Annotated in this window: 12 protein-coding genes; 3 read left to right on the top strand and 9 right to left on the bottom strand. The window is 66.1% G+C overall.

Translation table 11 applies throughout. The features are described from left to right. Positions 1-47: 47 nt before the first annotated feature. Together Q0105_RS06075 and Q0105_RS06070 are read right to left on the bottom strand one after the other, a co-directional pair. Positions 48-839 carry an anti-sigma factor gene (locus Q0105_RS06075; RefSeq protein WP_298209807.1) on the bottom strand — a complete coding sequence of 264 codons (792 nt, stop codon included), beginning with the start codon at positions 837-839 and terminating at the stop codon, positions 48-50. Between the two features lie 16 nt (positions 840-855). After that, the gene (locus Q0105_RS06070) at positions 856-1,431 is read right to left on the bottom strand and encodes a sigma-70 family RNA polymerase sigma factor (protein ID WP_298209805.1); all 576 of its coding nucleotides are present in this window, start codon (positions 1,429-1,431) and stop codon (positions 856-858) included. Between the two features lie 198 nt (positions 1,432-1,629). Between Q0105_RS06070 and Q0105_RS06065 the strand changes: the two genes are divergently transcribed. Continuing rightward, positions 1,630-2,088: a c-type cytochrome gene (locus Q0105_RS06065; protein WP_298209803.1), complete on the top strand. Its 459-nt coding sequence runs from the start codon at positions 1,630-1,632 to the stop codon at positions 2,086-2,088. Here the strand turns inward: Q0105_RS06065 and Q0105_RS06060 are convergent, their stop codons facing one another. The 5 genes from Q0105_RS06060 to Q0105_RS06040 form a co-directional block, all read right to left on the bottom strand. Continuing rightward, on the bottom strand, positions 2,089-3,258 hold the full coding sequence (locus Q0105_RS06060; RefSeq protein WP_298209800.1) for an alpha-hydroxy acid oxidase: 1,170 nt from the start codon (positions 3,256-3,258) through the stop codon (positions 2,089-2,091). It lies immediately after the preceding gene. A gap of 264 nt (positions 3,259-3,522) precedes the next feature. Beyond that, positions 3,523-5,805: a diguanylate cyclase gene (locus Q0105_RS06055; protein WP_298209798.1), complete on the bottom strand. Its 2,283-nt coding sequence runs from the start codon at positions 5,803-5,805 to the stop codon at positions 3,523-3,525. Between the two features lie 84 nt (positions 5,806-5,889). Further along, positions 5,890-8,163, bottom strand: coding sequence for a penicillin-binding protein 1C (gene pbpC, locus Q0105_RS06050; RefSeq protein WP_298209839.1), 2,274 nt, complete (start codon positions 8,161-8,163; stop codon positions 5,890-5,892). Between the two features lie 41 nt (positions 8,164-8,204). Next, positions 8,205-10,289, bottom strand: coding sequence for a BCCT family transporter (locus Q0105_RS06045; RefSeq protein WP_298209796.1), 2,085 nt, complete (start codon positions 10,287-10,289; stop codon positions 8,205-8,207). A 237-nt stretch (positions 10,290-10,526) separates the two neighbouring features. Continuing rightward, positions 10,527-16,535, bottom strand: a complete 6,009-nt coding sequence (locus Q0105_RS06040; protein ID WP_298209793.1) for an Ig-like domain-containing alpha-2-macroglobulin family protein — start codon at positions 16,533-16,535, stop codon at positions 10,527-10,529. Between the two features lie 160 nt (positions 16,536-16,695). On the opposite strand from Q0105_RS06040, the gene Q0105_RS06035 reads away from it, so the two are divergent. Both Q0105_RS06035 and Q0105_RS06030 read left to right on the top strand, forming a co-directional pair. Next, complete coding sequence (locus tag Q0105_RS06035) at positions 16,696-17,238, top strand: hypothetical protein (protein ID WP_298209791.1); 543 nt, start codon at positions 16,696-16,698, stop codon at positions 17,236-17,238. A gap of 16 nt (positions 17,239-17,254) precedes the next feature. After that, complete coding sequence (locus Q0105_RS06030) at positions 17,255-18,580, top strand: hypothetical protein (RefSeq protein WP_298209789.1); 1,326 nt, start codon at positions 17,255-17,257, stop codon at positions 18,578-18,580. 1,057 nt (positions 18,581-19,637) lie between these two features. On the opposite strand, the gene Q0105_RS06025 is transcribed toward Q0105_RS06030, so the two are convergent. Then, on the bottom strand, positions 19,638-21,110 hold the full coding sequence (locus Q0105_RS06025) for a rhomboid family intramembrane serine protease (RefSeq protein ID WP_298209787.1): 1,473 nt from the start codon (positions 21,108-21,110) through the stop codon (positions 19,638-19,640). A gap of 74 nt (positions 21,111-21,184) precedes the next feature. Then, on the bottom strand, positions 21,185-22,174 hold the full coding sequence (locus Q0105_RS06020; protein WP_298209786.1) for a Bug family tripartite tricarboxylate transporter substrate binding protein: 990 nt from the start codon (positions 22,172-22,174) through the stop codon (positions 21,185-21,187). Between the last annotated feature and the right edge of the window lie 8 nt (positions 22,175-22,182).

The raw sequence follows: 22,182 nt of genomic DNA, 5'->3' as shown, positions 1-22,182 counted from the left end.
AGAAATTTTTACCCGGCTTCAAAAAACACAGATCGCCCCAGGCCCGCTCAAAGCATCCGCTGGATCAGCGCGCCCTTGAACAGCACCGGCCCCGTGGGCCCGGTGTCGCTGGGCACGCCGCCCTTGGGCTCCAGGCTGATGGCCAGGGTGGGCACCTGCTTCACATCCGCTTCGCCAGCCACCAGCGTGAGCAGCTTTTCCTGCCCCAGCACGCCCAGCGAGCGCGGGCCGCCTGCGGGCGGCAGCGCCCACAGTTGCAGGGATTTGTCCGCCCCCTCCTGAAAACCGCCCACGCGCTGGAGCACGAGCTGGTTGTTTTTGGGGTCGAAGGTGACCAGCATCGAGGCAGCCGCTTTGTCGTCGGCCAGCACGGCCACATACTGGATCTGGGGCGTGGCCAGCAACTGCTGTTGCAGGGCCGCAATCTGCGCGCCGGTGGTGGTGCGCAGGCCACCGTTGACCTGCACCCCCACCACCACGGCCGCCAGCGTGGCCAGCGCCCCGGCGGCTGCGGCACCACGCCACACCAGCAGGTTGCTCCACCAGCCGCCGGGCGCCTGGGCGGGCTCGGCCTGCCGGGCCGCCTGGAGGGCCTGCTCGAACTGGCCAGCCCGCACCAGGTTGTCGATGCGCGTCCACACGGCGGGAGAAGGCTCCACCGCCGATTGCAGTTCGGTCAGGCCAGACCAGCGGGTCTGCCACACCAGGGCGGCGGCACGCACGGTGGCGTGTTCGCGGGCCAGGGTTTCAAAGCGGCGGCGGGCGCCGCCGCGCAGGGTGCCCAGGGCGTAGCCGGCAGCCAGGCGGTCCAGCAGTTCAGGGTGTTGGGTGATGTTCATGATGGCCCTTGCGTGCTCAGGCGTACCGCGCCATGCAGTTGCGCAGCTGCTCCAGCCCCCGGCGAATCCAGGTCTTGACGGTGCCCAGCGGCAGCTTGAGCTGCTCGGCCAGCTCGCCATGGCTCTGATCACGCAGATAGGCCAGGCTCACCACCTCGCGCTGCTTGTTGTCGAGCTTGCCCAGGCAGTGGTGCAGGGCAAAGGCCTGCTCGCTGGCATCGGCCGTATCCATGGGGTTGGGCGAGCCGCCCTCCAGCGTCTGGGCCATCTCGTCGTCCAGCTCGTTCATGAGGTCTGCCCGGTCGCTGCTGCGCTTGCGCAACGCATCCAGCGCCCTGCTGCGCACGATGAGGCCCATCCAGGCCATGGGCGGGCTCAGCGATGCGCGGTAGCTTCCCGCGCCGCGCCAGATGGTCAAAAACGCCTCCTGCAGCACATCCTCGGCCGCATCACGGTTGCGCACGATGCGCAGGGCCAGACCAAAAAGCTGCGGCGAGGTGCGCTCGTACAGTCTTTTCAGCGCGGAGTCATCCTGCGCAGCAATGCGGTCTAGGAGGTCCATCAATTCACGGTCTGGGTGGAGGGTGGTCATGCGCCACATTGTGTGGGATGGGTTTGGGTTCACGGTGTCATGGCATCTTCTGTGAGTGAATACGCCACAGCGGGGCGATTGGATTCACCCGGCAGGCACGCTGCGCAACAAAACAAAGAAAGGCCGCGCAGCGCGGCTGAATCCAGAACGCTGACTGGGCCGTACTGCCGTGATGGCCAAGAAAAGAAAGCCCTGCCGATGACCCCTGATTTTTTGACCCCCTGCGCGGCGCATGCACGCAGACTGCCGACGCCCTGGCCGTTGTTGTTGCGACGGGCCCTCCCTCTTCTCCTGACCGCCCTGCTGTGGGCCGCTGGCGGCGCAGCGCAGGCCCAATCGGTGGAACGTGGCCGCGCAGTGTATGCCGCCCACTGCAGCAGTTGCCACAGTGCCGACCAGCATGGCGACGGCCCGGCCCACCGGGGCGTGGTGGGCCGGCGCGCGGGGGCGCTCAAGGACTTTGACTATTCACCCGCGCTGCGCGCCAGCAAGATCCTGTGGACACGCGCCACGCTCAAGGCCTGGCTGACCAATCCCGAAGCCTTGATTCCCGGCCAGGGCATGGACTACTACCTGGACGCCGAACAAGACCGCGAGGACGTGGTGGCCTACCTGGCCACACTCAAGCGCTCGCTCCCGGCTGCCAACGCCCGGTAATCACAACGCGACGGGATACGTGCCCGGCAGCAGAATGCGGCGGTCCACCGCGTCGATGCTGGTGTGGCCGCAGAACGCCATGGTGATGTCCAGCTCTTTCTGGATGATTTCCAGGGCACGGGTGACACCGGCTTCGCCGTGGGCGCCCAGGCCGTAGAGGAAGCTGCGGCCGATGAGCGTGCCGCGTGCACCCAGGGCACGGGCCTTGAGCACGTCCTGCCCGCTGCGGATGCCGCCGTCCATCCACACCTCAATGCCCTTGCCCACAACCTCGGCAATGCCGGGCAGCGCAGCGATGGACGAAGGCGCGCCGTCCAATTGACGGCCGCCGTGGTTGCTCACGATGAGCGCATCCGCGCCGCTGTTGACGGCCAGGCGCGCGTCCTCGGCATCCATGATGCCCTTCAAGATCAGCTTGCCGCCCCAGCGCTTCTTGATCCATTCCACGTCGCCCCAGTTGAGCTTCGGGTCGAACTGCTCAGCCGTCCAGGACGAGAGCGAAGACAAATCGCCCACCCCCTTGGCATGGCCCACGATGTTGCCAAAGCTACGGCGCGGCGTGCCCAGCATGCCCAGGCACCAGCGGGGTTTGGTGGCCAGGTTGATCATGTTGGCGATGGTGGGCTTGGGCGGGGCCGAGAGGCCGTTCTTGATGTCCTTGTGGCGCTGGCCCAGCACCTGCAAATCGAGCGTGAGCTGCAGCGCCGAGCAGTTGGCCGCCTTGGCGCGGTCGATCAGGCGTTCGATGAAGTCGCGGTCGCGCATCACGTAGAGCTGGAACCAGAACGGGTGGCGGCCGGTGTGCTCGGCCACGTCTTCGATGGAGCAGATGCTCATGGTCGACAGCGTGAACGGAATGCCGAAGGCCTTGGCCGCCTTGGCGCCCAGGATCTCGCCGTCGGCATGCTGCATGCCGGTGAGGCCCGTGGGCGCAATGGCCACGGGCATGGCCACGTCCTGGCCGATCATGGTGGTGCGCGTGCTGCGGCCTTCCATGTTCACAGCCACGCGCTGGCGCAGCTTGATGTTTTGGAAGTCGGTTTCGTTGGCGCGGTAGGTGCTCTCGGTGTACGAGCCTGAATCGGCGTAGTCATAGAACATGCGCGGCACGCGGCGCTGGGCGATGACACGCAGGTCTTCGATGGAGGTTATTTTGGACAGGTTGGGCACGCGGACGCTCCAGAAGCTGAAAAAAAGGGTTGCGGGTTGCCAAGCAAAAAAGCACTAAGCACTGCCCTGGATGTTAGGCAGTTGCCTGTGCCACGGCCATCAAAATTATTGGGGCCGAATTGCAACAAATTTCTAACTGGAGCACCACTCTGCGCCCTAGCGGGTCAGCAAACCATTGAACAAAATTCGGCTCTAGCGCTTTATACACAAGCGCTAATAGCTATCAATTTAGAAGCAACCAGAACACCGCCTTCCACGCGCGGCCTACCCGGCGGCGTCCACGACCGGGTCGGCCAGCACGGCCTCGGGTTCGGTATCTGGCCCCTGGTAGAGCATGAAGCGCATGCGGCCGCCGCGCTTGGCTGCGTACATGGCGCTGTCGGCGTGGCGCGAGAGCGCGTCAAACGTGTCGCCATGCTGCGGGAACAGCGCGATGCCGCCGCTGAGCCCCACCCGCAAGGGCTGGCCCGCCAGCTCAAAAGGCGCATCACACGACGCGAGGATCTTGCGCGCCACGCTGCAGGCGGGCTCGGCCCCCTCCAGGCCCGGCAACAGCACCACAAACTCGTCGCCGCCCTGGCGGCACACGGTGTCCGACGCGCGCACGGCCGCCTTCAGGCGCTGGGCAAACTGCACCAGCAACACGTCGCCCACGTCATGGCCCAGGCGGTCGTTGACTTCCTTGAATCCGTCCAGGTCCAGGTACATCACGGCCAGCGATTTGCCGTCGCGCCGGGCCTGTGCGATGGCCAGTTGCGCGCGGTCGTGCAGCAGCACGCGGTTGGGCAGGTCGGTCAGCGCGTCGTATTGCGCCAGGTGCGCCATGCGTTCGGTCATGGCCATGGCTTCGGTCACATCGCGCAGCACGGCGACCGCACCGTTGACGGAGCCATGTCGGTCGGTGATGGGGCTGGCGGTTTCCTCCACCTGGAACCGCTGGCCGCTGCCGCGGTGCACCACAACGCCGAGCACGGCATCCAGGGCAGCGCCCCGCCCGATGGCCGCACGCAGAGAGCTGGGCAGCAGCGCATCGTTGTCCGGGCTGCGCAGGCTGACCACCTCGTCCACGTTGTGCCCTGCCGCATCGAACGCCTGCCAGCCCGTCAGGCGCTCGGCCGCCGGGTTCAGATAGGTGACGAGGCCCCCTGCGTCCGCGCAAACCACGGCGTCACCGATCGACTGCAGCGTGAGGCGCACGCGCTCCTTTTCGTCGAAGAGCTCGTCCTCCATGCGCTTGCGGTCGGTGATGTCGGTGGCCTGCATAAAAATGCCGCGCACGGCGCCGCTTTCGGTGTCGGGCACATACGAGACGATGATGTGGTGCCGGACACCATGTGCGTTCAGCAAGGTACTCTCGAAGAGCTGGGACTCGCCCCGCAGCGCGCGCTCCAGAAAGGGTTTGTTCAGCGCATACCGCTCGGGCCCCACCAGTTCGCTGAAGTGCATGCCGCGCAGTTGCTCGGGCGCAAGGCCGAACCAGTCGAAATGGGCGTTGTTGGCAAACCGGTTGAGCAACTGGGCGTCCCAGTAGGCAATCATCGACGGCATGTTGTTGAGGATGGTGCGCACGTCGTGTTCGGCCTCACGCAACTGGGCGGCCACCTTCTGGCGCAGGGCCAGTTCACGCACGAACAGCGCGGCCAGGCCCAGGCAGGCGGCCATCAGCAGCAGCGCAAAACCGCCCAGCAGCACCGCACTGCCATACCACTGGGCCAAAATGGTACGGGTGGACTGGGCCACGTTGATGATCAGCGGGTATTGGCCCACCTGGCGAAAGGCGTAGAGGCGTTCCACCCCGTCGATCACCCCCTTGCCCACGAACAAGCCATCGGTGCCCCCCTGGAATCGCGCGAGGTTGGGCGATTCGGCGATGGACTTCCCCACATCCGCATCCCCGTAGGGAAAGCGCGAAATGATGGTGCCGTCGCTGCGAAGCAGATTCACGCCGCTGTCGGCGCCCATGTCCAGCGAGCCAAACAGCTCGTTGAAATAGCTCAGGTGAATCGCCCCCACCACGACCCCGGCGAAGCTGCCGTCTGCGTGGTAGTACGCGCGTGACATGGGCAGAATGTTCAGGCCCGTGATGCGCGAAGGCACGGGCTTGCCAATGAACAGGCCCTTGTGCCCGCCCGTCTGGAACGCCACGAAGTAGTCCCTGTCAGAGAGGCTGGCCTTGCGCGGCACGATGGAGCTTGAATCAAGAACGATGTTGCCCTTGGCGTCCAGCACCACAACGCTGCCCGCGCCGCGCGCGTGCAGCGAGTCGTCGAACACCACGCGGGCCCGCAGTTCAGGCGGCAAGGCCCACACCTCGGGGCGGCTCACCTCGCTGACCGCACCCTCCAGCGATTTGTCAAACGAACCCAGCGCCCAGCCCAACCCTTGCTCCAGGGTCTGAACCAGGTTTTTGTTGGTCTGTGCCGCGTAGTTCCATTGGTCATTGCGGATCGTCCAGATCGTGCGCGCAAACAGCGCACCGATCCCCAGGGAGACCAATACAGCGAGCCAGATCAGGCGATGGGAGAAAAACTGGCGCAAAAGCGGCATAGAAATGATTTGTAACCATTCTAGGCGACCCGCTAAAGGCGTCCATGTAGGCAAAATACCCTTCAATCCCTGGCTTGATCCCTATCAATGCGCTGGAGCAACACCAGGGCCGATGGCGCCCGCACCGCGCACCTCGATGCGGATCTCGTCCAGCACCTGCCCTGCCGTGTCGGTGATCTGCACCACATGCCTGCCGGGCCACGGCAGCCAGGCCACCTCGGGGCCGCGGCCCAGTGGCTTGCCGTCCATGCGCCACAAGAGCTGGCGGCCCGTGGCGGTGAACTGCAGGCGCTGGCGCGTGGGAGGGATGTCTGGGTCGAGCGCGATCACGGTGCCGGACGCCGGTGCGGTGATGCGGGCGATGGCGCCGGAAGATGCTTCCCCTTCACCAGAAGCAGGATTTTTTAAGCCTTTTTTGCCGCCAGCGCTTATTCCTTGAGCGCTAACAGCTCCTGAATCCATAGCAAACAGCGCCTGCTGCGTGCCCGGCACAAACCACTCGTCGCGCGCGGCCTCCAGCGGCTGGGGGTTGGTGGCGGGCTGCTGTGGCTGCGCCGGGCCAAACCGCACGGCGGCATGAACCAGCCCGGCAGGCGCCTTGGGTGCCCGGCTGGGCTCGCGCGCATGCAAGAAGCCCATCACCGCCGCCCAGATGGGTGCCGCGCCGCTGGTGCCGCTCACGTCGTGCATGGCCGCGCCGCTGGCGTTGCCCACCCACACGCCCACGGTGTAGCGCTCGGACCAGCCCACGGCCCAGTTGTCGCGCATGTCTTTGCTGGTGCCGGTTTTCACCGCCGTCCAAAAGCGCGTGGCGAGCACGCTGTCGGTGCCGAAGGTGCGGGCGCGGGCATTGCCGTCCGACAAAATGCTGCCCACGATGAAGGCCGCGCGCGGGTCCAGCCCTGGGGTGAACACGGGCACGCGCCCCGGCGCGGGCGCTGCCAGGGCCACCGGGCTCAGGCGCCCGCCATTGGCCAGCGTGCGAAACGCGTTGGTCAGGTGCAACAACGGCACCTCGGGGCTGCCCAGCGCCAGGCTGTAGCCAAAGTAGTCGCCGCTTTCGCGCAAAGGCAGGCCCACCGCGCCCAGTTGGCGGTGGAACGCATCGGGCGTGACCATGACCAGCGTGCGCACCGCCGGCACGTTGAGCGACGCGGCCAGCGCCGTGCGCACCGACACCCAGCCCTTGAACTGCCGGTCGTAGTTCTGCGGGATGTACAGCCCCCCCGCCGTAGCAATGTGCGCGGACGAGTCATCCACCAGCGACGCTGCCGTGAGCCGCCGCTCGGCAATTGCCTGCCCATACAAAAAAGGTTTGAGCGTGGAGCCCGGCTGGCGCAGCGCCAGCACGCCGTCCACCTCGCTGGCCTGGCTCAGTTGCCCCGACGAGCCCACCCACGCCAACACGGTGCCCGTGGTGTTGTCGAGCACCAGCACCGCGCCGTCTTCCACGTTGCTGCCGCGCAGCTCGCGCAGGTGCTGCTGCAGGGTCTGCACCGCAAAACGCTGCAGTGGCGCGCGCAGCGTGCTCTGCACGCGCTCGGGCACCACGTCGCCCGCCGCCTTGTTGTAGCGCTGGCGCAGCAGGTGGCGCGCAAAGTGCGGCGCCACGCCTTCGCTCGCATCAAACGCGCGGCGCTGCAGCGCGGCGGTGGTGAACAGGTCCAGCGCATCACAATCGACCCGCCCGCCGCCCTGCTGCATATCGCGCAACACCCCGCAGGCACGCTGCGCCACCAGCGTTGGCCGGGCATTGGGCGCCCGCACCAGCGCAGCGGCCACTGCCGCCTCGCGGTCGTCCAGGCCATGGGCGGCCTTGTCGAACAGCGTGCGGCTCAGGGCGTCGATGCCCACCAGCTCACTGCGAAACGGCACCAGGTTGAGGTACGCCTCCAGGATCTGGTCCTTGCGCCAGCGCCTATCAAGCACCTGCGCGGCCACCGTCTGGCCGAGTTTTTGCACCACCGTGCGTCCACCGGGGCCCTGGCGCCAGTCGCCGTCCAGCAAGCCCGCCAGTTGCATGGTGATGGTGCTGGCGCCGCGCGTGCGCTGGTTCCACAGGTTGCCCCAGGCGGCGGCCGATGCGGCACGCCAGTCCACGCCACTGTGCTCGAAAAAGCGCTTGTCCTCGCTCAGCACCAGCGCCTGGCGCAGCGCGGGCGACACATCGGCCAGCTGCACCCATTGGCCCCGGCGCACCGTGTTGTCGGTGCGCAGGCGCTGCAGCACCTCGCCCTCGCGCGAGAGGATGACGGTGTCGGAGGGCCGGAAGTCCTGCCGCACCTCGTCAAAGGCGGGCAGCGCAAAGGCCGCCACGGGCACGGCACATACCAGCGCGCACAACGCCGCGCGCCGCACCAAGTGCAAGCGCAGCCTTTGTATGGGCGCTGGTGTTGCCGTCACGTGGGTGAAGGGTGGCTGGGAGCGCGGTTGAGCAGCTCGGTGCGGCGGTCGGCCGTGAGCGAAAGGTAGCGCTCGTAGTGGCGCAGGATGTCCACGATGATTTCTTCGGGGCGCAGATACTGGATGTCGTAGCCCTGGCGGCCGTCCGCGAAGAAGGTGATGGGCTCGGTGACCTGGCTGCGCTCCACGTCGCGCGAGGCCTCGCTCACGATGAACACCGGCACGGCCCGGTGGACGGCCTTGACGCCATAGACGAAGTCGCGCATGGCGGGGTCGGGGATACGAAGCCGCACGCTGCCGTCCTGCGCAGTCTCGTCATGCACCTCCACGTCGAGGCCGCGCTCGCGCAGCTCACCGGCCACGTCGCGCATGGCGGGCAGCACCGTGGCACGCAGGAAGCCCAGCACGTCGTCGTGCGTGGGCTGATGCACGATCTGCTCCAGGCGGCGGCGCCAGTGCTGGCCGCTCCAGAAATTGGTGGCAGGCGCCAGGTCTTGCGAAGAATGCGCCACGTCGGCAATCAACCCGCGCCACAGCCCATAGCACAGGGCCAGCATGATCGCGGTGACCGGCAGGGCCGCCACCAGCGTCATCGCCTGCAGCGCCTTGAGGCCACCCGCCAGCAGCAGCACCGCCGCCGTCACGCCCAGCATGGCGGCCCAGAACAGGCGCTGCCACACGGGCGAGCGGGCGTTGCCGCGCGAGGCAATCGCATCGACCACAAAGGCCCCCGAGTCGGCCGAGGTGATGAAGAACACCGAAATCAGCACGATGGCCAGCCACGACACGGCCGAGGTGAGGGGCAGGTATTCAAAGAAGCGGAACAGCAGCGCATCCACATTGCCCACCGTCTGCGCCAGCGCGCCCTGGGCCACATGGGTGTCGATCCAGATCGCACCGTTACCAAAGGCCGTCATCCAGATCAGGTTGAACGCCGTAGGCACCAGCAGCACGCCCACCACGAACTGGCGGATGGTGCGCCCGCGCGAGATGCGCGCGATGAACATGCCCACGAAGGGTGACCAGGAGATCCACCACGCCCAGTACAGGATGGTCCAGCCGCCAAACCAGCCGTCCTCACGCGGGGGCTCGTAGGCGAAGGTGCGCAACGACATGTCGGCCAGGCCCGCCAGGTAGCTGCCGATGTTCTCGCTCAGCGCCTGGAACAGGAACACCGTGGGCCCCGCGATCATCACGAAGCCCAGCAGGATGAAGGACAGCGTGAGATTGAACTCGCTCAGGCGGCGCACGCCTTTGTCCAGCCCCGACACCGCCGAGATCCCGGCCAGCCCCACCACCACCACGATGACGACAATGCGGAACGCCGAGGTGGAGGTGTCCCAGCCCGTCAGCGTGTGCAGGCCCGCCGCCAGTTGCATGGCGCCATAGCCCAGCGTAGTAGCAATGCCAGCGATGGTGCCGACGAGCGCAAACGCATCCACGCCATGGCCGATGGGGCCGTTGATGCGCTCCTTGAACAGCGGGTACAGCCCCGAGCGCAAGGTCAGCGGCAGGTTGTAGCGAAACCCGAAGTACGCCAGCACCAGCCCCATGGTTCCGTAGATGGCCCAGGCATGAAAGCCCCAATGGAAGAACGTGACCTGCATCGCTTCGCGCGCGGCGGCGGGCGTGCCGCCGATCTGGGTGGGGGGCTTGAGGTAGTGCTGCAGGGGCTCGCCCACGCCGAAGTACATGAGACCGATGCCCATGCCCGCCGCAAACAGCATGGCCGTCCACGAGAGAAAACTGAAATCCGGCTCAGAGTTGTCGGGCCCCAGCCGAATGTCGCCGTAGCGGCTGAAGGCAATCATCACCAGAAACACCAGGAACAGCGTCACGGCGACCGTATAGAACCAGTCGAAGTGTCCCACCACCCAGTTTTGCGCCCCTGAGAACAGTTGCTCGGCGCTCTGCGGGAAGAACCCGCAAAACACGAGCAGGGCGCCCAGCACAAGCAGCGCGGGCACCACAACGGCGGGCACCAGCGTGGTGCGCGGGGGCGGCGCGCTAGCGCCTGGGGTGGGAGTTGGCGGGGGCGCTTGGCGCGCGGCCTCCGACGGCGAAGGGGTGTTCACAGCCATGGAACGGTTCTCCTGTGTTGATGGCACGCCCGCACGCCTAGCAAGGCATACAAACACATTCTGGCACCGCAGGGGGTGCGCCATCTGAGCGGGGCGCGTGCACGTGGCGCGGGGAAAAGCACCCCGCAGCACACGCCACCCCATGGCCCGCGCATTGGCCATACATTGACAAAACAATCACCAGCGCTTATTCAGCAATTGTTTCAAGCTATACATATTATAGCACAGTCAACACCGTCACTGCCCTGGCCCCACCTTGACCCGCGCGTTGGGCACCTCGCCAAACATTTCGGGCGCGTACATCGCCTCCACCCGGCTCGGGGGCAAAGCGAAGTCACCCACGTTGTTCAGGCGCACGGTGTACTCCATCTTCACCGTGCCCTTGGGCAGGTATTCGTAGTAGCTGCGGAAGGACTCGAAACTGCGCTCCTCGAACGCAGGCCAGCCCGCGCCGCTGCGTTTTTCGCCCTGCGTGGCAATGGCCGAATCGCGGCCCAGGCCGCTGCCCAGGATGGTGGCGCCGCCCGGAATCGGGTCGGTGATGGCCACCCAGGTCATGTCGGTGCTGGCGTTCACCTCCAGCGTCACGCGCAGCACGTCGCCGCGTGTGTACTGGCCGGGCGGCAGCGTCTTGTTGGCCTGCTCCACGGGCGTCACCGTTTTGGTGATGGTGTAACCCGCCGCAAACGGCGCCTTGAGCGCAATGGCAGCCACCGACTGCAGCGTGAGCCAGGGCTTGCCAGGGCCTTGGTGCGTCACCGCCAGGGCCTCCTTGCCACCGGCCTTGCTCCAGGGCAGAAACATGCCGTTGTTCTTGAGGTTGCCCGGTGATGCGGGCGCGCCGAACCAGGTGGTCTGGTGCGCGGCACCGGTCGCGTCGCTCGTGGTCACGCGCTCGACCCGGCTCCAGTCCACGCTGGCGTTGTTGCCACCCATGGCGGCTTTGGTGGTGCCGGACACGGGCGTGGCCTCGAACTTGGCGCTGAACTTCTCCAGCGCCAGCCCGCCCCACAGGTTGGCCGTGGTGGTGTGCCAGGCGCCCGCCTGCTGGCGGCTGATGAAGCCGTTGGCCAGGCGGCCCATGTCGTCCTTCCAGGTGGGGTCGTCCATCACGGCCAGCATCAGGCGCGCGGTGTTCACATCGCCGTTTTGCATCAGCCACCACCAGTAGTCGTCCTGCTCGGTGCTGAACAGGAGCTTGGTGCCCTGGAACGACAGGCGCGCGCGCAGGATCTGCATGGCCTCGGCCAGGCGCTTGTCGCGCTCGGGCACGCTGGCAACGCGCTTGAGGATATTGACCCAGTCGATCACCGTGTGCGTGGGCCACTGGTTGGGCGCGATGGTGATGCTGCTGACCATGCGGCCCTGCGCCTTGCCGTAGCGCGACAGCGCCTCCAGCGCGGCCACCTTGCGCATGTCCAGGTCCTTGCGCGGGCTCCAGAAGCTGCGCTCGATGCGGCCTTCGACGAAGGCGATCAAACCACGCTCCATGGGGGCACGCACGTCATCGGGCAATGCAAACGCGGGGTTGATGCTGGCGGCCTCGTGCGTGGCGGCCAGCAGGTAGGCAGTGAGCGTGTCGCTGCCCCGGTTGACATCGCCATCGCGCGGCGGAAAGTAGTTGGCCAGGCCGTCGCTGTCGAGGTAGGTGGGCAACTGCGCCACCACGGTCTGCCACAGGGCGCCGTCGCGCAGGCCCACGGCCTTGCTGGTCTTTTGCTCCAGGCAGATGAACGGGTAGCGCGCCCACCAGTCGCGCACGCCGGGCAGGCCTTCGGCCAGCTTGGGCTGCAGCGCCAGCTTGAGGCCACCCCGCCCGGGCAGTGCGTCGGCGGGCGGGTTCACGTCCAGGTTGAAGCTGCCGTCCACCTGCACCAGCGTGGCCTGCTGCACCGTGAGCGGCACGGCCGGAATGATGCGCTGGCGCGCCTTGAGCGCATCGCGCGCGCCGCTGACGGTGTCCTTCGCCTCGATCTCCCACAGGATGGCTTCGGCGCGGGTCTGCGCCAGTTGCGCCGGGGCGGTGACGCTCCAGGCCACCTCGCGCGATTCACCGGCTGGAATGTCCACGGTCTGCGGCTTCAAATCGAGCAGCGTGGCGCGCGGCGCCACCTCGACCTTCATGGCCGCCTTGGTGGTGTTGCGCAGCGTGAGCTGCGCGCGGAACTGGTCGTCCTCGCGCACCAGCGGCGGCAGGCCGCTGATGATCTGCAGGTCTTGCGTGGCGCGGATGCTGGTACTGCCGGTGCCGAACAAGCCGGTGGACGCATCGGCCACGGCCACGATCTTGAAGGTGGTCAGCGCATCGTTGAGCGGCACCGTGACCTTGGCCTGGCCATTGGCGTCGAGCTGAACAGCGGGCTGCCACAGCAGCAGCGTGTCGAGCAGCTCGCGCGTCTGCGCGCGGCCACCACCGCCACCCGCGGGCACGGCCTTTTTGCCATAGTGGCGTCGACCGATGATCTCCATCTGCGCGGTGGAGGTCTCCACGCCCCAACTGCGGCGCTGGAGCATGGCATCGAGCAGGTTCCAGCTGTTGTTGGGCATCAGCTCCAGCAGCGCCTGGTCCACGGCGGCCACGGCCACCTCGGCGTTGGCGGCGGGCTTGCCGCCCGGCAGCGTGGCCGTGATGGTGACCTGCGCCTTGCCGCGCACGGGGTAGCTGTCCTTGTCGGCCGCGACCTTCACGTCGATCTGGTGGGCCTGCGTGCCCACACGGATCTCCGCCAGGCCCAGGCGGAACGCGGGCTTGGAGAGGTCCACCAGCGCCGTGGGCGCCTGGTATTCCTTGCCCTCGTACCAGAACGACGTCCACCACTCGCGCGGCGCTTTGAAGCCCCAGGTGAAGAAGCTGTACCAGGGCACCTCGCGCAGACGGCCGCGCAGGGCCAACACGCTCACATACACGTTGGGGCCCCAGTCGGGTTGCACCTTGAGGCTCACGGTCGGGTCTTGCCCGTTGAGCTGCACCACCTGCGTGTCGATGATGCCCTCGCGCTCCACCGCCACCAGCGCGGTGGCGAAGCGGAACGGCATGCGCACCTGGAACTTGGCGATCTCGCCGCTCTGGTAGCTCTTCTTTTCCGGCAACAGGTCGATGCGGTCATGGTCCTCGCCGCCAAACCACAGCTCTCCCTGGCGCGTGACCCACACCGACGACGCGGCCACGCTGGTGTTGCCATCCTTGTCGGTGGCCGTCACCACCAGTTCCACCTCGCCGGGTTCGTCGAGCTTGGATTCGCACAGCAGCAGGCCGCGCGCATCGCTCTTGCCGGTGCACACCGTGCCCAGGTCCTTGGTGGTGGTCTGGTTGTCGTAGCTGTAGAAGCCGCCCACCATGCGTTTGCGCGTGGTGGTGGTGATGCGGGCCACCGCCTGCACCTGCAGGGCGGTGTTGGCGGCGGGCTTGCCGTCATGCTGCAGCGCCAGCGCCGTAAAACGGATCTTCTGGCGGGCCGAGACCCAGCCCTCGGTCTTGACACCCGCCACCACACCGGCGGGCCACAGCGTCTGGGTGCTGCGGATGGTCTGCACCTCGCCATTGGGGTCGGCGTAGGTGGCTTCCATCACCATCTCTTGCGGCTGGCGCGACTGGGGCACGTTGTCGATGGTGAGCTTGCCCGCGCCGTCCTTGTTGAGCGTAAGCGGCAGCTTGTCGGCAATCACACGCGCATCCTGGCTGGCGGTGGCCTCCTCGTCGTCGCTGCTGGCATTTGACTGCTCGCGCTTGCGGGGCGGGCTGAAGCTGAAAGCCTCGTAGTCGCTGTACTGCAGATATTTGCCGCGCACCATGGCCGACACACGCACCGGCAGGTTGGCCGCACCGCCACCGGCCACGTAATTGATCTGCACGTCGGTGGGCACCGAGCGCACGCGCACCAGGGCCTTCTTGTCGGCGGGCGTGATGCGGCCCTCCAGCACCGGCAGGCGGAATTCCTCCACCCGAAACTCACCCGAGTTGAAGCTGCGGCGGTGGCGATCCGCGTCGCTGCGCAACTCCACCTGGTACACGCCCAGTTTGGCGGCAGGCGGCACGGCAAAGCTGCTTTGCGCGCTCAGGCCGCCGCCAGCGGTTCGGCGCCAGGCCAGCGGTTGCTTGAACTGCTGGCCGCTGCCCACATGGGTGATGACCAGGGTCTCGGGCTGCTCCTCGGGCAGCCCGAAGCCCTGGCGGGTTTCGGTGCGCAGCACATGTTTCATCGACACCGTCTCGCCCGCGCGGAACAGGGTGCGGTCGAAGATGGTGTGAGCGCGTTCATCAGGCTCGGGCTGGCTGCTGGTGGGCACGTTGAAGCGCCAGGACTCGATGCCACGCTGCCAGTCGCTCCAGGTGAAAGCCATGTCCTCCACGCCGTCAGCACCCTTCTGGCGTGCGCTCACGAAGTAGCCCCGGCCGCCATCGCCCTCGTCATAACCGCTGCCACAGCGCACGGGGTCGGACGACAGGCCTTCGATGCGGGCCAGGCCTTGCACATCGGTCGTGGCGTTGGCCACCTCGTTGCCTCGGCAGTCGGACACGCGCACCGTGGCGCCCTGCACGGGCTGGCCCTTGTCGAGCGTGGTAACCCAGGCCATCGCGTTCTCGCGGCCCAGCTTGAAGTGCACGCCCAAGTTGGTCACCAGCGCCGAGGTGCGCACATACATCGTGCGGCCATCCCCATGGCGGTTGTCCAGCAGCGATGCTCCGAGCTTTTGCGACGCGATCTCCACCACATGGAAACCCGGCGACAGCGGAATGCCGACCACCTCGAACGGCCGGGGGTCGTTGCTGGCGGGTTTGGGCAGATCCAGCGTCTTCACACCGCTCTTGCCTGCCAGCAGCGACAGCATGCGCGTCTGCACGTAGTCGCGTTCGTTGTCCAGCACCTTGGGCAGCGGGCCGGTCACATCCTGGCGCGCCTGTTCACGCCGGATGGCGTAACTGTCGTAGCTCTTGACCTTGTGGAACCACGCGATGATCTCGGCGTCAGTGCGGGGCTTCAGGGTGCTCACCTTGCCCGCCGGGGCCGCAGCGGTGGCGGCCCCTGGTGTACCGGGCTGCAGGCCCTGCACGCGCAAGGCAGCTTCCACGTTGCGCAGCGTCACCGGCAGCAGCGCGGGCGGGTTGTCTGATGCAGGGCCTTCGGCAAAACGCTCGACGACACCAAACGACGACGACGCGAACTTGGCCAGCGGCGGCATGCCACCCGTGGCGACCTTGAGCGGGAAGCTGTCGGCATTGCGCAGCGTGCGGCCCGAGGCATCCTTGAAATCCTTGGGCAGCTCCAGCGTGAAGGCGGTGTCTTCGGGCAGCGGCGCGGCGAACTGCACGCCATTGACCAGCGCATCGGCCTGCGGGCCTTCACTGTCGCCCTCGATCTGGGGCTTGAGTGTTTCCTTGCCGGACTTCAGGCGGATCGCCGCCGCCAGCTTGCGCGGCACCGGGGCATTGAAGGACAACGTGAGGGGGCGAATGGGCAGGCAGGCGGCCTGGGCGTTTTCACGCTCGCAAGAGAACTCGGCCGCAAACGCCTCGCGCACCTTGAACTCAAAGCGCTTTTCTACCGCATTGGGCACGCCGCTCGGTGTGGCCACGCCCTTGCCAAACACCACCTGCATGCGCGAGCCCGAGGTAAGCCGCCGGTTGCAGGCCAGCGTGGCGTACTGCAGCGGCTCCTGCGCCGCGCTTTTTTCCAAGCCCAGGGTCTTCAAAATCTCGGCACGCTGCGCGCCCTCGATCATGCGCACCGGAATGAGCTCGCCCACGCCCTTGGCCGCACACCACACGTTGGCCTGCACGCTGGCCGTGGTGGCTGGTCCGTTGAACTGCAGCACGAAGAACTGCTCTTCGTCGATCTGCTGGTAGGTATTGGGGCGGATGGTCTGCACGAACGGGCCACCGCTATTGAATTGATAGCTTTTTGCGCCCGTCAGTTCTGCGCCAGCGGCCGATTTGAAACCAGGCTTGACGGTGGCGGTGCAGCGCACGCCAGGCGGCAGGTCGCGCTCGAAGTCGAACACCCATTCGCGCTCGCCCGTCCAGCGGGCCGTGCCCTTGGTGGCGTTGGCATCGCTGCAACTCAGGCTGATGGGTGCGGGCGCTTTCGGGTCGCCAAAATTGACCGCCGCCGTATCAAACTTGGCCACCACCTGGCGCACACGCGCCACTTCGCCCTGGGGCGAGAAACTGGTGATCTGCAATGCCTGCGCGCCCAGAGACACCAAAACCCCAGAAGACAACACCAGGGCACGTTGAAAAAAATTCATTCGGACTACTCCTCCATCCTGCTCGCCTACGAGGTTAGCCTATATGCCATAGGCCGCTCCATCCTGCGATGGCGCGAAAGGTAACAACTCGTTCACAGATTCCTGGCCCACAAGAAACTTGCCGGTAAACTGCGCCGAAAAATACAGTGGGAGTGAGGGAATGGTAAAAAGCATCGCATTGCTGGCCGCTCTGTGCGTGGGCGCCTGGTATTACTTTATTGGCGGGCGCACACTGGACGAGACCATGGTGCGCACCTACTACGACCAAGGCGCGCATGCCCTCTACCAGCGAGATGCCGAACTGGGCTGCAAACAGCTCAGCACCAAAGCGGTCATCCAGGACGAGACCGTGATGAACGGCCAGACGGTGCGCACAACGCTCAACCACGAGCAGCAGTGCGAAGCACTCAAGGCCAGCTTTCAGATGTTCGAGCAAATCGGCGACCGCATGGGCGGCACCCTGACGATCGAATACGAATTCCACATCGACAGCGTCGAGATAGAACCGGGCCGCAAAAGCGCCAAGGTCAAAGGCACCAGCCTGCTGAAGATGGGGGAAGCCGTCATGCAGTTCAACACCACCTTCGATCAGCAGTTGGTGCGCGAAATGGGGCATATAAAGCTCCTGCGCTCTGACCAGCGCACCGTGGTGCGCATGGCGGGCGGGCGCGGGATGGCGCAGTCTGACTTCTTCTCCAAATAAGCCCAGGGCCGCCTACATGCAGCAGCACGAAATCACGACCGCTCCCCGTCCCTTCTGGCACCGGCTCAACACCTTCTTCACCTTTCCGCTACAGCGCAAGCCGCTGATGTACAGCGTGCTGCTGGCGCTCTCCAGCATGCTGTTCAAGGCGATCTTCTTTTTGCCCGACGCGCTGGCGATCCTGATCGTGGAGATCGGCATCCTGCTGGCCACATCGCGCTATGCCTTCAAAGTCACGGCCCTGGGATCGCGCGGCATCTACCGGGCCGAGGACTACCCCACCGAGTTGGACCCGGACTGGAAGAACCTGCCCTGGAAGCTGTTCGCCATCCTGTTCGCGCAATCCTTCGCCGTGGGCTGGCTGCAGCGCATCAACCCCACGCTGGGCACGCTGGCTTTGCTGGCCATGTGCTTTTTGCTGCCCGCCACCCAGATCGTGCTGGTGCAGACCTGCAGCTTCACCGAAACCCTGAACCCCGCCAACGCCTGGAATGCCGTGCGCGCCATCGGCTGGCCCTATCTGCTGCTGTGCCTCTTTCTCTTCTTGCTGAGCCAGGGCACCGGCATTGCGCTGGGCCTGCTGCTGCCCATCTTCAAGGGCTGGATCGTGCTGCCCATCCTCAACTGGGTGCTCATCTACTTCAGCTGGGTCATGGCCAGCTTGCTGGGCTACGCCATGTACCAAAACCACGAGGCCTTTGGCATTGACCTGCTGCCCGGCGCCGGCGTGGGCGACGACGACGGCGCCCCCGTCGACCGCCGCACCCCGTCCCAAATCCAGCAAGACGCCATCGACGCACAAGTGGCCCAGTTGGTCACCGCAGGCGACGTGGCAGGCGCCCTGGGCCTGGCCTATGAAGAGCAACGCACCCGTGGCGACGAACTGCCCGCACAGCGCCGCTACCACCGCGTGCTGGCGCTGGCCGAGGGCAAAACCGCCACCCTGCTCGACCACGCCCAGCGCTACATCCCGATGCTGCTGCGATCAGGCCAGAGCAGCGAGGCATTCAAGGTCTTTCAGACCTGCCGCAGCAAAGACGCCCAGTTCGCACTGCAAGACGCCACCGCCACCCTGAACCTGGCCAAAGCCGCCTGGAACGCAGGCGACGCATCGCTGGCCCTGGCCCTGCTGCAAGGTTTTGACCGCCGCTTCAAGAACCACGACACCGTGCCCGCCGCCTACGAACTCGTCGCTCGCGTACTGCTGCAAGGCATGAACCGCACCGACATGGCCCTGCGCGTGCTGGCCACGCTGGAATCCCGCCACCCGGATGCGGAAGCCACGCGGGAGACGCGCTGGCTGCTGCGCAACCATGTGCCGCAGGGGGCGGCGGGGTCTTAGGATTCAATTGGTCTTTAGCGCTTGTAGAGCAAGCATCAGAAGCTATTGAATTTATAGCAAACGCATGGACAACCCTCATCCTACCGGGCTGAGTTTGTTGAAAGGCCGAAGCCAACGCGCCACGCCAATCCGTTCGGGCTGAGTCTGTCGAAGCATGGGCTCGTTGGCTGGTTTGGGCCGTGTGCCTGCGTTCAGGGCGGGAGCCGGGGTGTGCGCCCGGCGGCGCAGTGGCTTTCTTTTGCTTCGCCAAAAGAAAGTCACCAAAGAAAAGGCGACCCTGCTGTCTGCGACCCCTTCGCTGCGCTGCGGGGCAACCTGGGGTGCTCGGTCACGGGGTGCACCGCAGAACTCACTTCGCTGCTACGCAGCTACGTTCGGACAACTGCGGTGAGTCAGTTCACGAAGCACGCGCGCTCCGACGCGCGTGCCACCCCGCGCCCTGCGCGCCCGAGGCGCATACAGAAGGGAACCCACGAATCGGACATCCACACGGGCCATCGCGTTGCTCGGCCTCATCTCGCGGGCGCAAGCGCCACGCGCTGCGCAGGCGCGGCCGGGCGCAGCGATGGCCCGTGTGGGTGTTTGGATGTTCGGCTATCCACCCCATCTGGCTGCGCCTGCGGCGGGGCGGTTGTGGGGTGAGCATGGGCGTCGAAGCGCCCATGCTTCGTGAACTGACTCGCCGTGGTTGTCCGAGCGGCGCGCGCAGCGCACAGCGAGTTCCACGGCGCACCCCGCAACCGCCCCGACGCAGGTTTGCCCCGCAGCGAAGCGCAGGGGTCGCAGACTGTGGGTCGCCTTTCTTTTGCTTACTTTTCTTTGGCGAAGCAAAGAAAAGTACCTCGCCTGCCGGGGCGACAACCCGGCTCCCGCCCTCAGCACAGGCATGCAACCAAACCAGTGCACCAGCCCAGGCTTCGACAAGCTCAGCCCGAACGGGCGGGGATACACACAGGCATCGACAAACCCGAATGGCTGGGGGGATAAAAAAATGCTATTAATTTAATAGCTATTTGCGCTTATCCAACAAGCGCTAGACCCCAATCAAGCTCAAACCCTAAACCCCACCCAACCCCCGCAACGCCGGACTCCCCGGCGCCAGTTGCTGCAACTGCGGCCTGAAAGCAGCCGCCTGCTCCCGCCGCCCCGCCTGGCACAGGGCCGACACCAGCATGCCCAAGGTCTCGCCCAGCTCCGGGTGTGTGGGGGCCGTTTTATGCAAAGCGTTGAACAGCTTTTCCGCATCGCCCCACTGCTGCGCACGCGCAAAGCGGCGTGAGAGGCGGGCCATGTCCTCGGGCTGCAAGCGGGCACCGGGCTTGGCTTTTTCAAAATACGTGCGGTAGCTAGCGTGCTGAAAATTGAGCGTCAGCGCATCGTGGGCCTGCAGGCGGAAGATGCGGCGCGCGGCGCGGTGAAAATCTTCGCTGTCGGGCCAGAGCGATGCGGTTTTGAACCAGGCGCTCAGCACCGTCTGGTCTTGTGGGCGCAGCTTGGCGGCGGCGCGCCATTGGGTCAGGGCCTGTTCGAACTTCATGCCCTGCGCCAGGCGCTGGGCGTTGGCCACGTGGGTGTCAAAGCCGTCGTCTTCCACGGCATCGTGCGTCACGGGCACCTCCAGCGGCTTCTTGCGCAGCAGCATGGTCAGAGCCATCAGCGATGCACCCGTGATCAGGCCGCCCAGGTGGGCCATGTAGGCCACGCCTTGGCCGCTGAGCCAGTGCTGCAACAGCTCGTTCGCAATCCACGCGGGCAGCAGCAGCAAGGCGGGTGCGGTGACGTAGTTGAAATAAAAGAACAACTGGTAGAAAAACCGCACCCGCCGCAGCCGGTACAGCACGGCATACATGCCCATCAGGGCCGACACAGCGCCCGATGCGCCCAGGCCGTAGCTGCCCGTGCCCGCATAGGCCCAGCCCGCCAGCAGCGAGCCGCCCACGCCGCCCAGCAGGTAAAACGCCAGATACAAGCCCCGGCCCAGCGCCAGCTCTACCGAAAAACCAAACAGAAACAAAAACACCATGTTGCCGATGAGGTGCCCGTTGCTGCCGTGCAAGAAGGTGGCCGTGAGCCAGGTGATGGGGCGTAGCTCGGCATCCTTGGCGTAGCTTTGGGACCACTTGCGGGTGAAGGGCGCGGGCAGCCGGGCTTCGTACTGGGTGCGGGCGGCCTTCCAGTCGGAATACTGCGGGTCTTCGGGGGGCACAAAGCCCGGGCTTTTCAGGCGCTTCTGAAAGTCGTCTTTCTGCTCCATCCAGCGCAGCAACAGTTCGTTTTCACCCGCTTTTTGCAGGGTGCGCGCTTCCTTCAAGTGCTTGTCGCCGGTTTCCTCCAGCCAGGCCACGAAGCGCGGCACTTCGATGGCGGGCAAGGGGCTGGCCACGTAAAAGGCGGCAGCGCGGTCGCGGGCGTTTTCTTCGCTGCGCTGGGGGCCCCAGAACACGACCATGTTGACCACGATCAGCAGCACCGTCATCCACGGCGGGTTGCGCCAGGTGGGGCGGTGTTCCAGGGGTATGGCGTAAAACATGGGGCGATTTTGCGGGTTTGTGGCCCTGGAACGCGTTACGAGGCCGTGCGAATGGACGGCCGGGGACGGTTAGGTTACTGCGCCACGAACCCGCTGGCCTTGATGATGCGCGTCCAGGCCTCTGTGTAGGCCTGCTGGCGGGTGGCCAACTGCTGGGGCGTCATGTGGCCCACGGTGAGGCCCATGGCCGTGAGGTGGTCGCGCACGTCGGGCATGGCCACCACTTTGGCCAGCGCGTTCGAGAAGTCGGTGATGAACTTCTGCGGCGTGCCGGTGGGCGCGTAGATGCCGTAGTACGGCAGGTCTTCAAAGCCCTTGAGCCCCATCTCGTCGAACGTGGGCACATCGGGCATGGCGGCCTGGCGCTTGGTGCCCAGCACGCCCACGACGCGCACCTTGCCCGCCTTGTGGTTTTCCATGAAGTCCTGCACCGAGGCCACGCCCGCACCGATCTGGTTGCCCAGCATGTCGGAGATCATGGGCGCAGCGCCACGGTACGGGGCCGAGACCAGGTCCAGTTGGTACTTCTGGCCCAGCAGCTTGACCAGGAACTCGGGCGTGGAGGCAGGGGCCGGAATGCCCACCGCGCCCTTGCCATGGCCCGTGGTCTTGACCCAGCCCACGTACTCGGTGAACGACTTGGCGGGCGTGCCGCCCGAAACGGCGAACGCGTTCACGAAGGTGGCAAAGCCTGCCACGGGCACGAAGTCGCGCACCGGGTCGAAGCCGGGGTTCTTCACCACCTGGGGCAGGATGGAGATGGTGTGGTCGTGCGTGAGGAACAGCGTGGTGCCATCGGGCGCCGCTGCCTTGAGGGTCTGCGCAGCGATCTGGCCGCCCGCGCCGGGGCGGTTTTCCACCACCACGGGCACACCCAGTTCATCCTTGAGCTTCTCAGACAGCGTGCGCGCAATCGCGTCCGAGCCGCCGCCGGGCGGAAAACCCACCAGCAGGCGGATCGGCTTGGCCGACTGGGCCGAGGCCAGGCCCACTGTCAGCGCGGCCCCCACAAAAGCACCGGTGCGCACCAGGCGAGACAACAGGTTGCGGCGAGAAGTGGTCATAAAACAGA

The organism is Acidovorax sp. (assembly GCF_027492855.1).
GTDB lineage: Bacteria > Pseudomonadota > Gammaproteobacteria > Burkholderiales > Burkholderiaceae_C > Acidovorax.
Note: the sequence above shows the minus strand (reverse complement) of the source record. Positions and strands in the feature narration are given on the sequence as shown.

Bases quoted from the DNA above. Each gene is read 5' to 3' on its own strand.
- Q0105_RS06075 (WP_298209807.1), bottom strand. From the start codon at position 839: ATGAACATCACCCAACACCCTGAACTGCTGGACCGCCTGGCTGCCGGC.
- Q0105_RS06070 (WP_298209805.1), bottom strand. From the start codon at position 1,431: ATGACCACCCTCCACCCAGACCGTGAATTGATGGACCTCCTAGACCGC.
- Q0105_RS06065 (WP_298209803.1), top strand. From the start codon at position 1,630: ATGACCCCTGATTTTTTGACCCCCTGCGCGGCGCATGCACGCAGACTG.
- Q0105_RS06055 (WP_298209798.1), bottom strand. From the start codon at position 5,805: ATGCCGCTTTTGCGCCAGTTTTTCTCCCATCGCCTGATCTGGCTCGCT.
- Q0105_RS06045 (WP_298209796.1), bottom strand. From the start codon at position 10,289: ATGGCTGTGAACACCCCTTCGCCGTCGGAGGCCGCGCGCCAAGCGCCC.
- Q0105_RS06040 (WP_298209793.1), bottom strand. From the start codon at position 16,535: ATGAATTTTTTTCAACGTGCCCTGGTGTTGTCTTCTGGGGTTTTGGTG.
- Q0105_RS06035 (WP_298209791.1), top strand. From the start codon at position 16,696: ATGGTAAAAAGCATCGCATTGCTGGCCGCTCTGTGCGTGGGCGCCTGG.
- Q0105_RS06030 (WP_298209789.1), top strand. From the start codon at position 17,255: ATGCAGCAGCACGAAATCACGACCGCTCCCCGTCCCTTCTGGCACCGG.
- Q0105_RS06025 (WP_298209787.1), bottom strand. From the start codon at position 21,110: ATGTTTTACGCCATACCCCTGGAACACCGCCCCACCTGGCGCAACCCG.
- Q0105_RS06020 (WP_298209786.1), bottom strand. From the start codon at position 22,174: ATGACCACTTCTCGCCGCAACCTGTTGTCTCGCCTGGTGCGCACCGGT.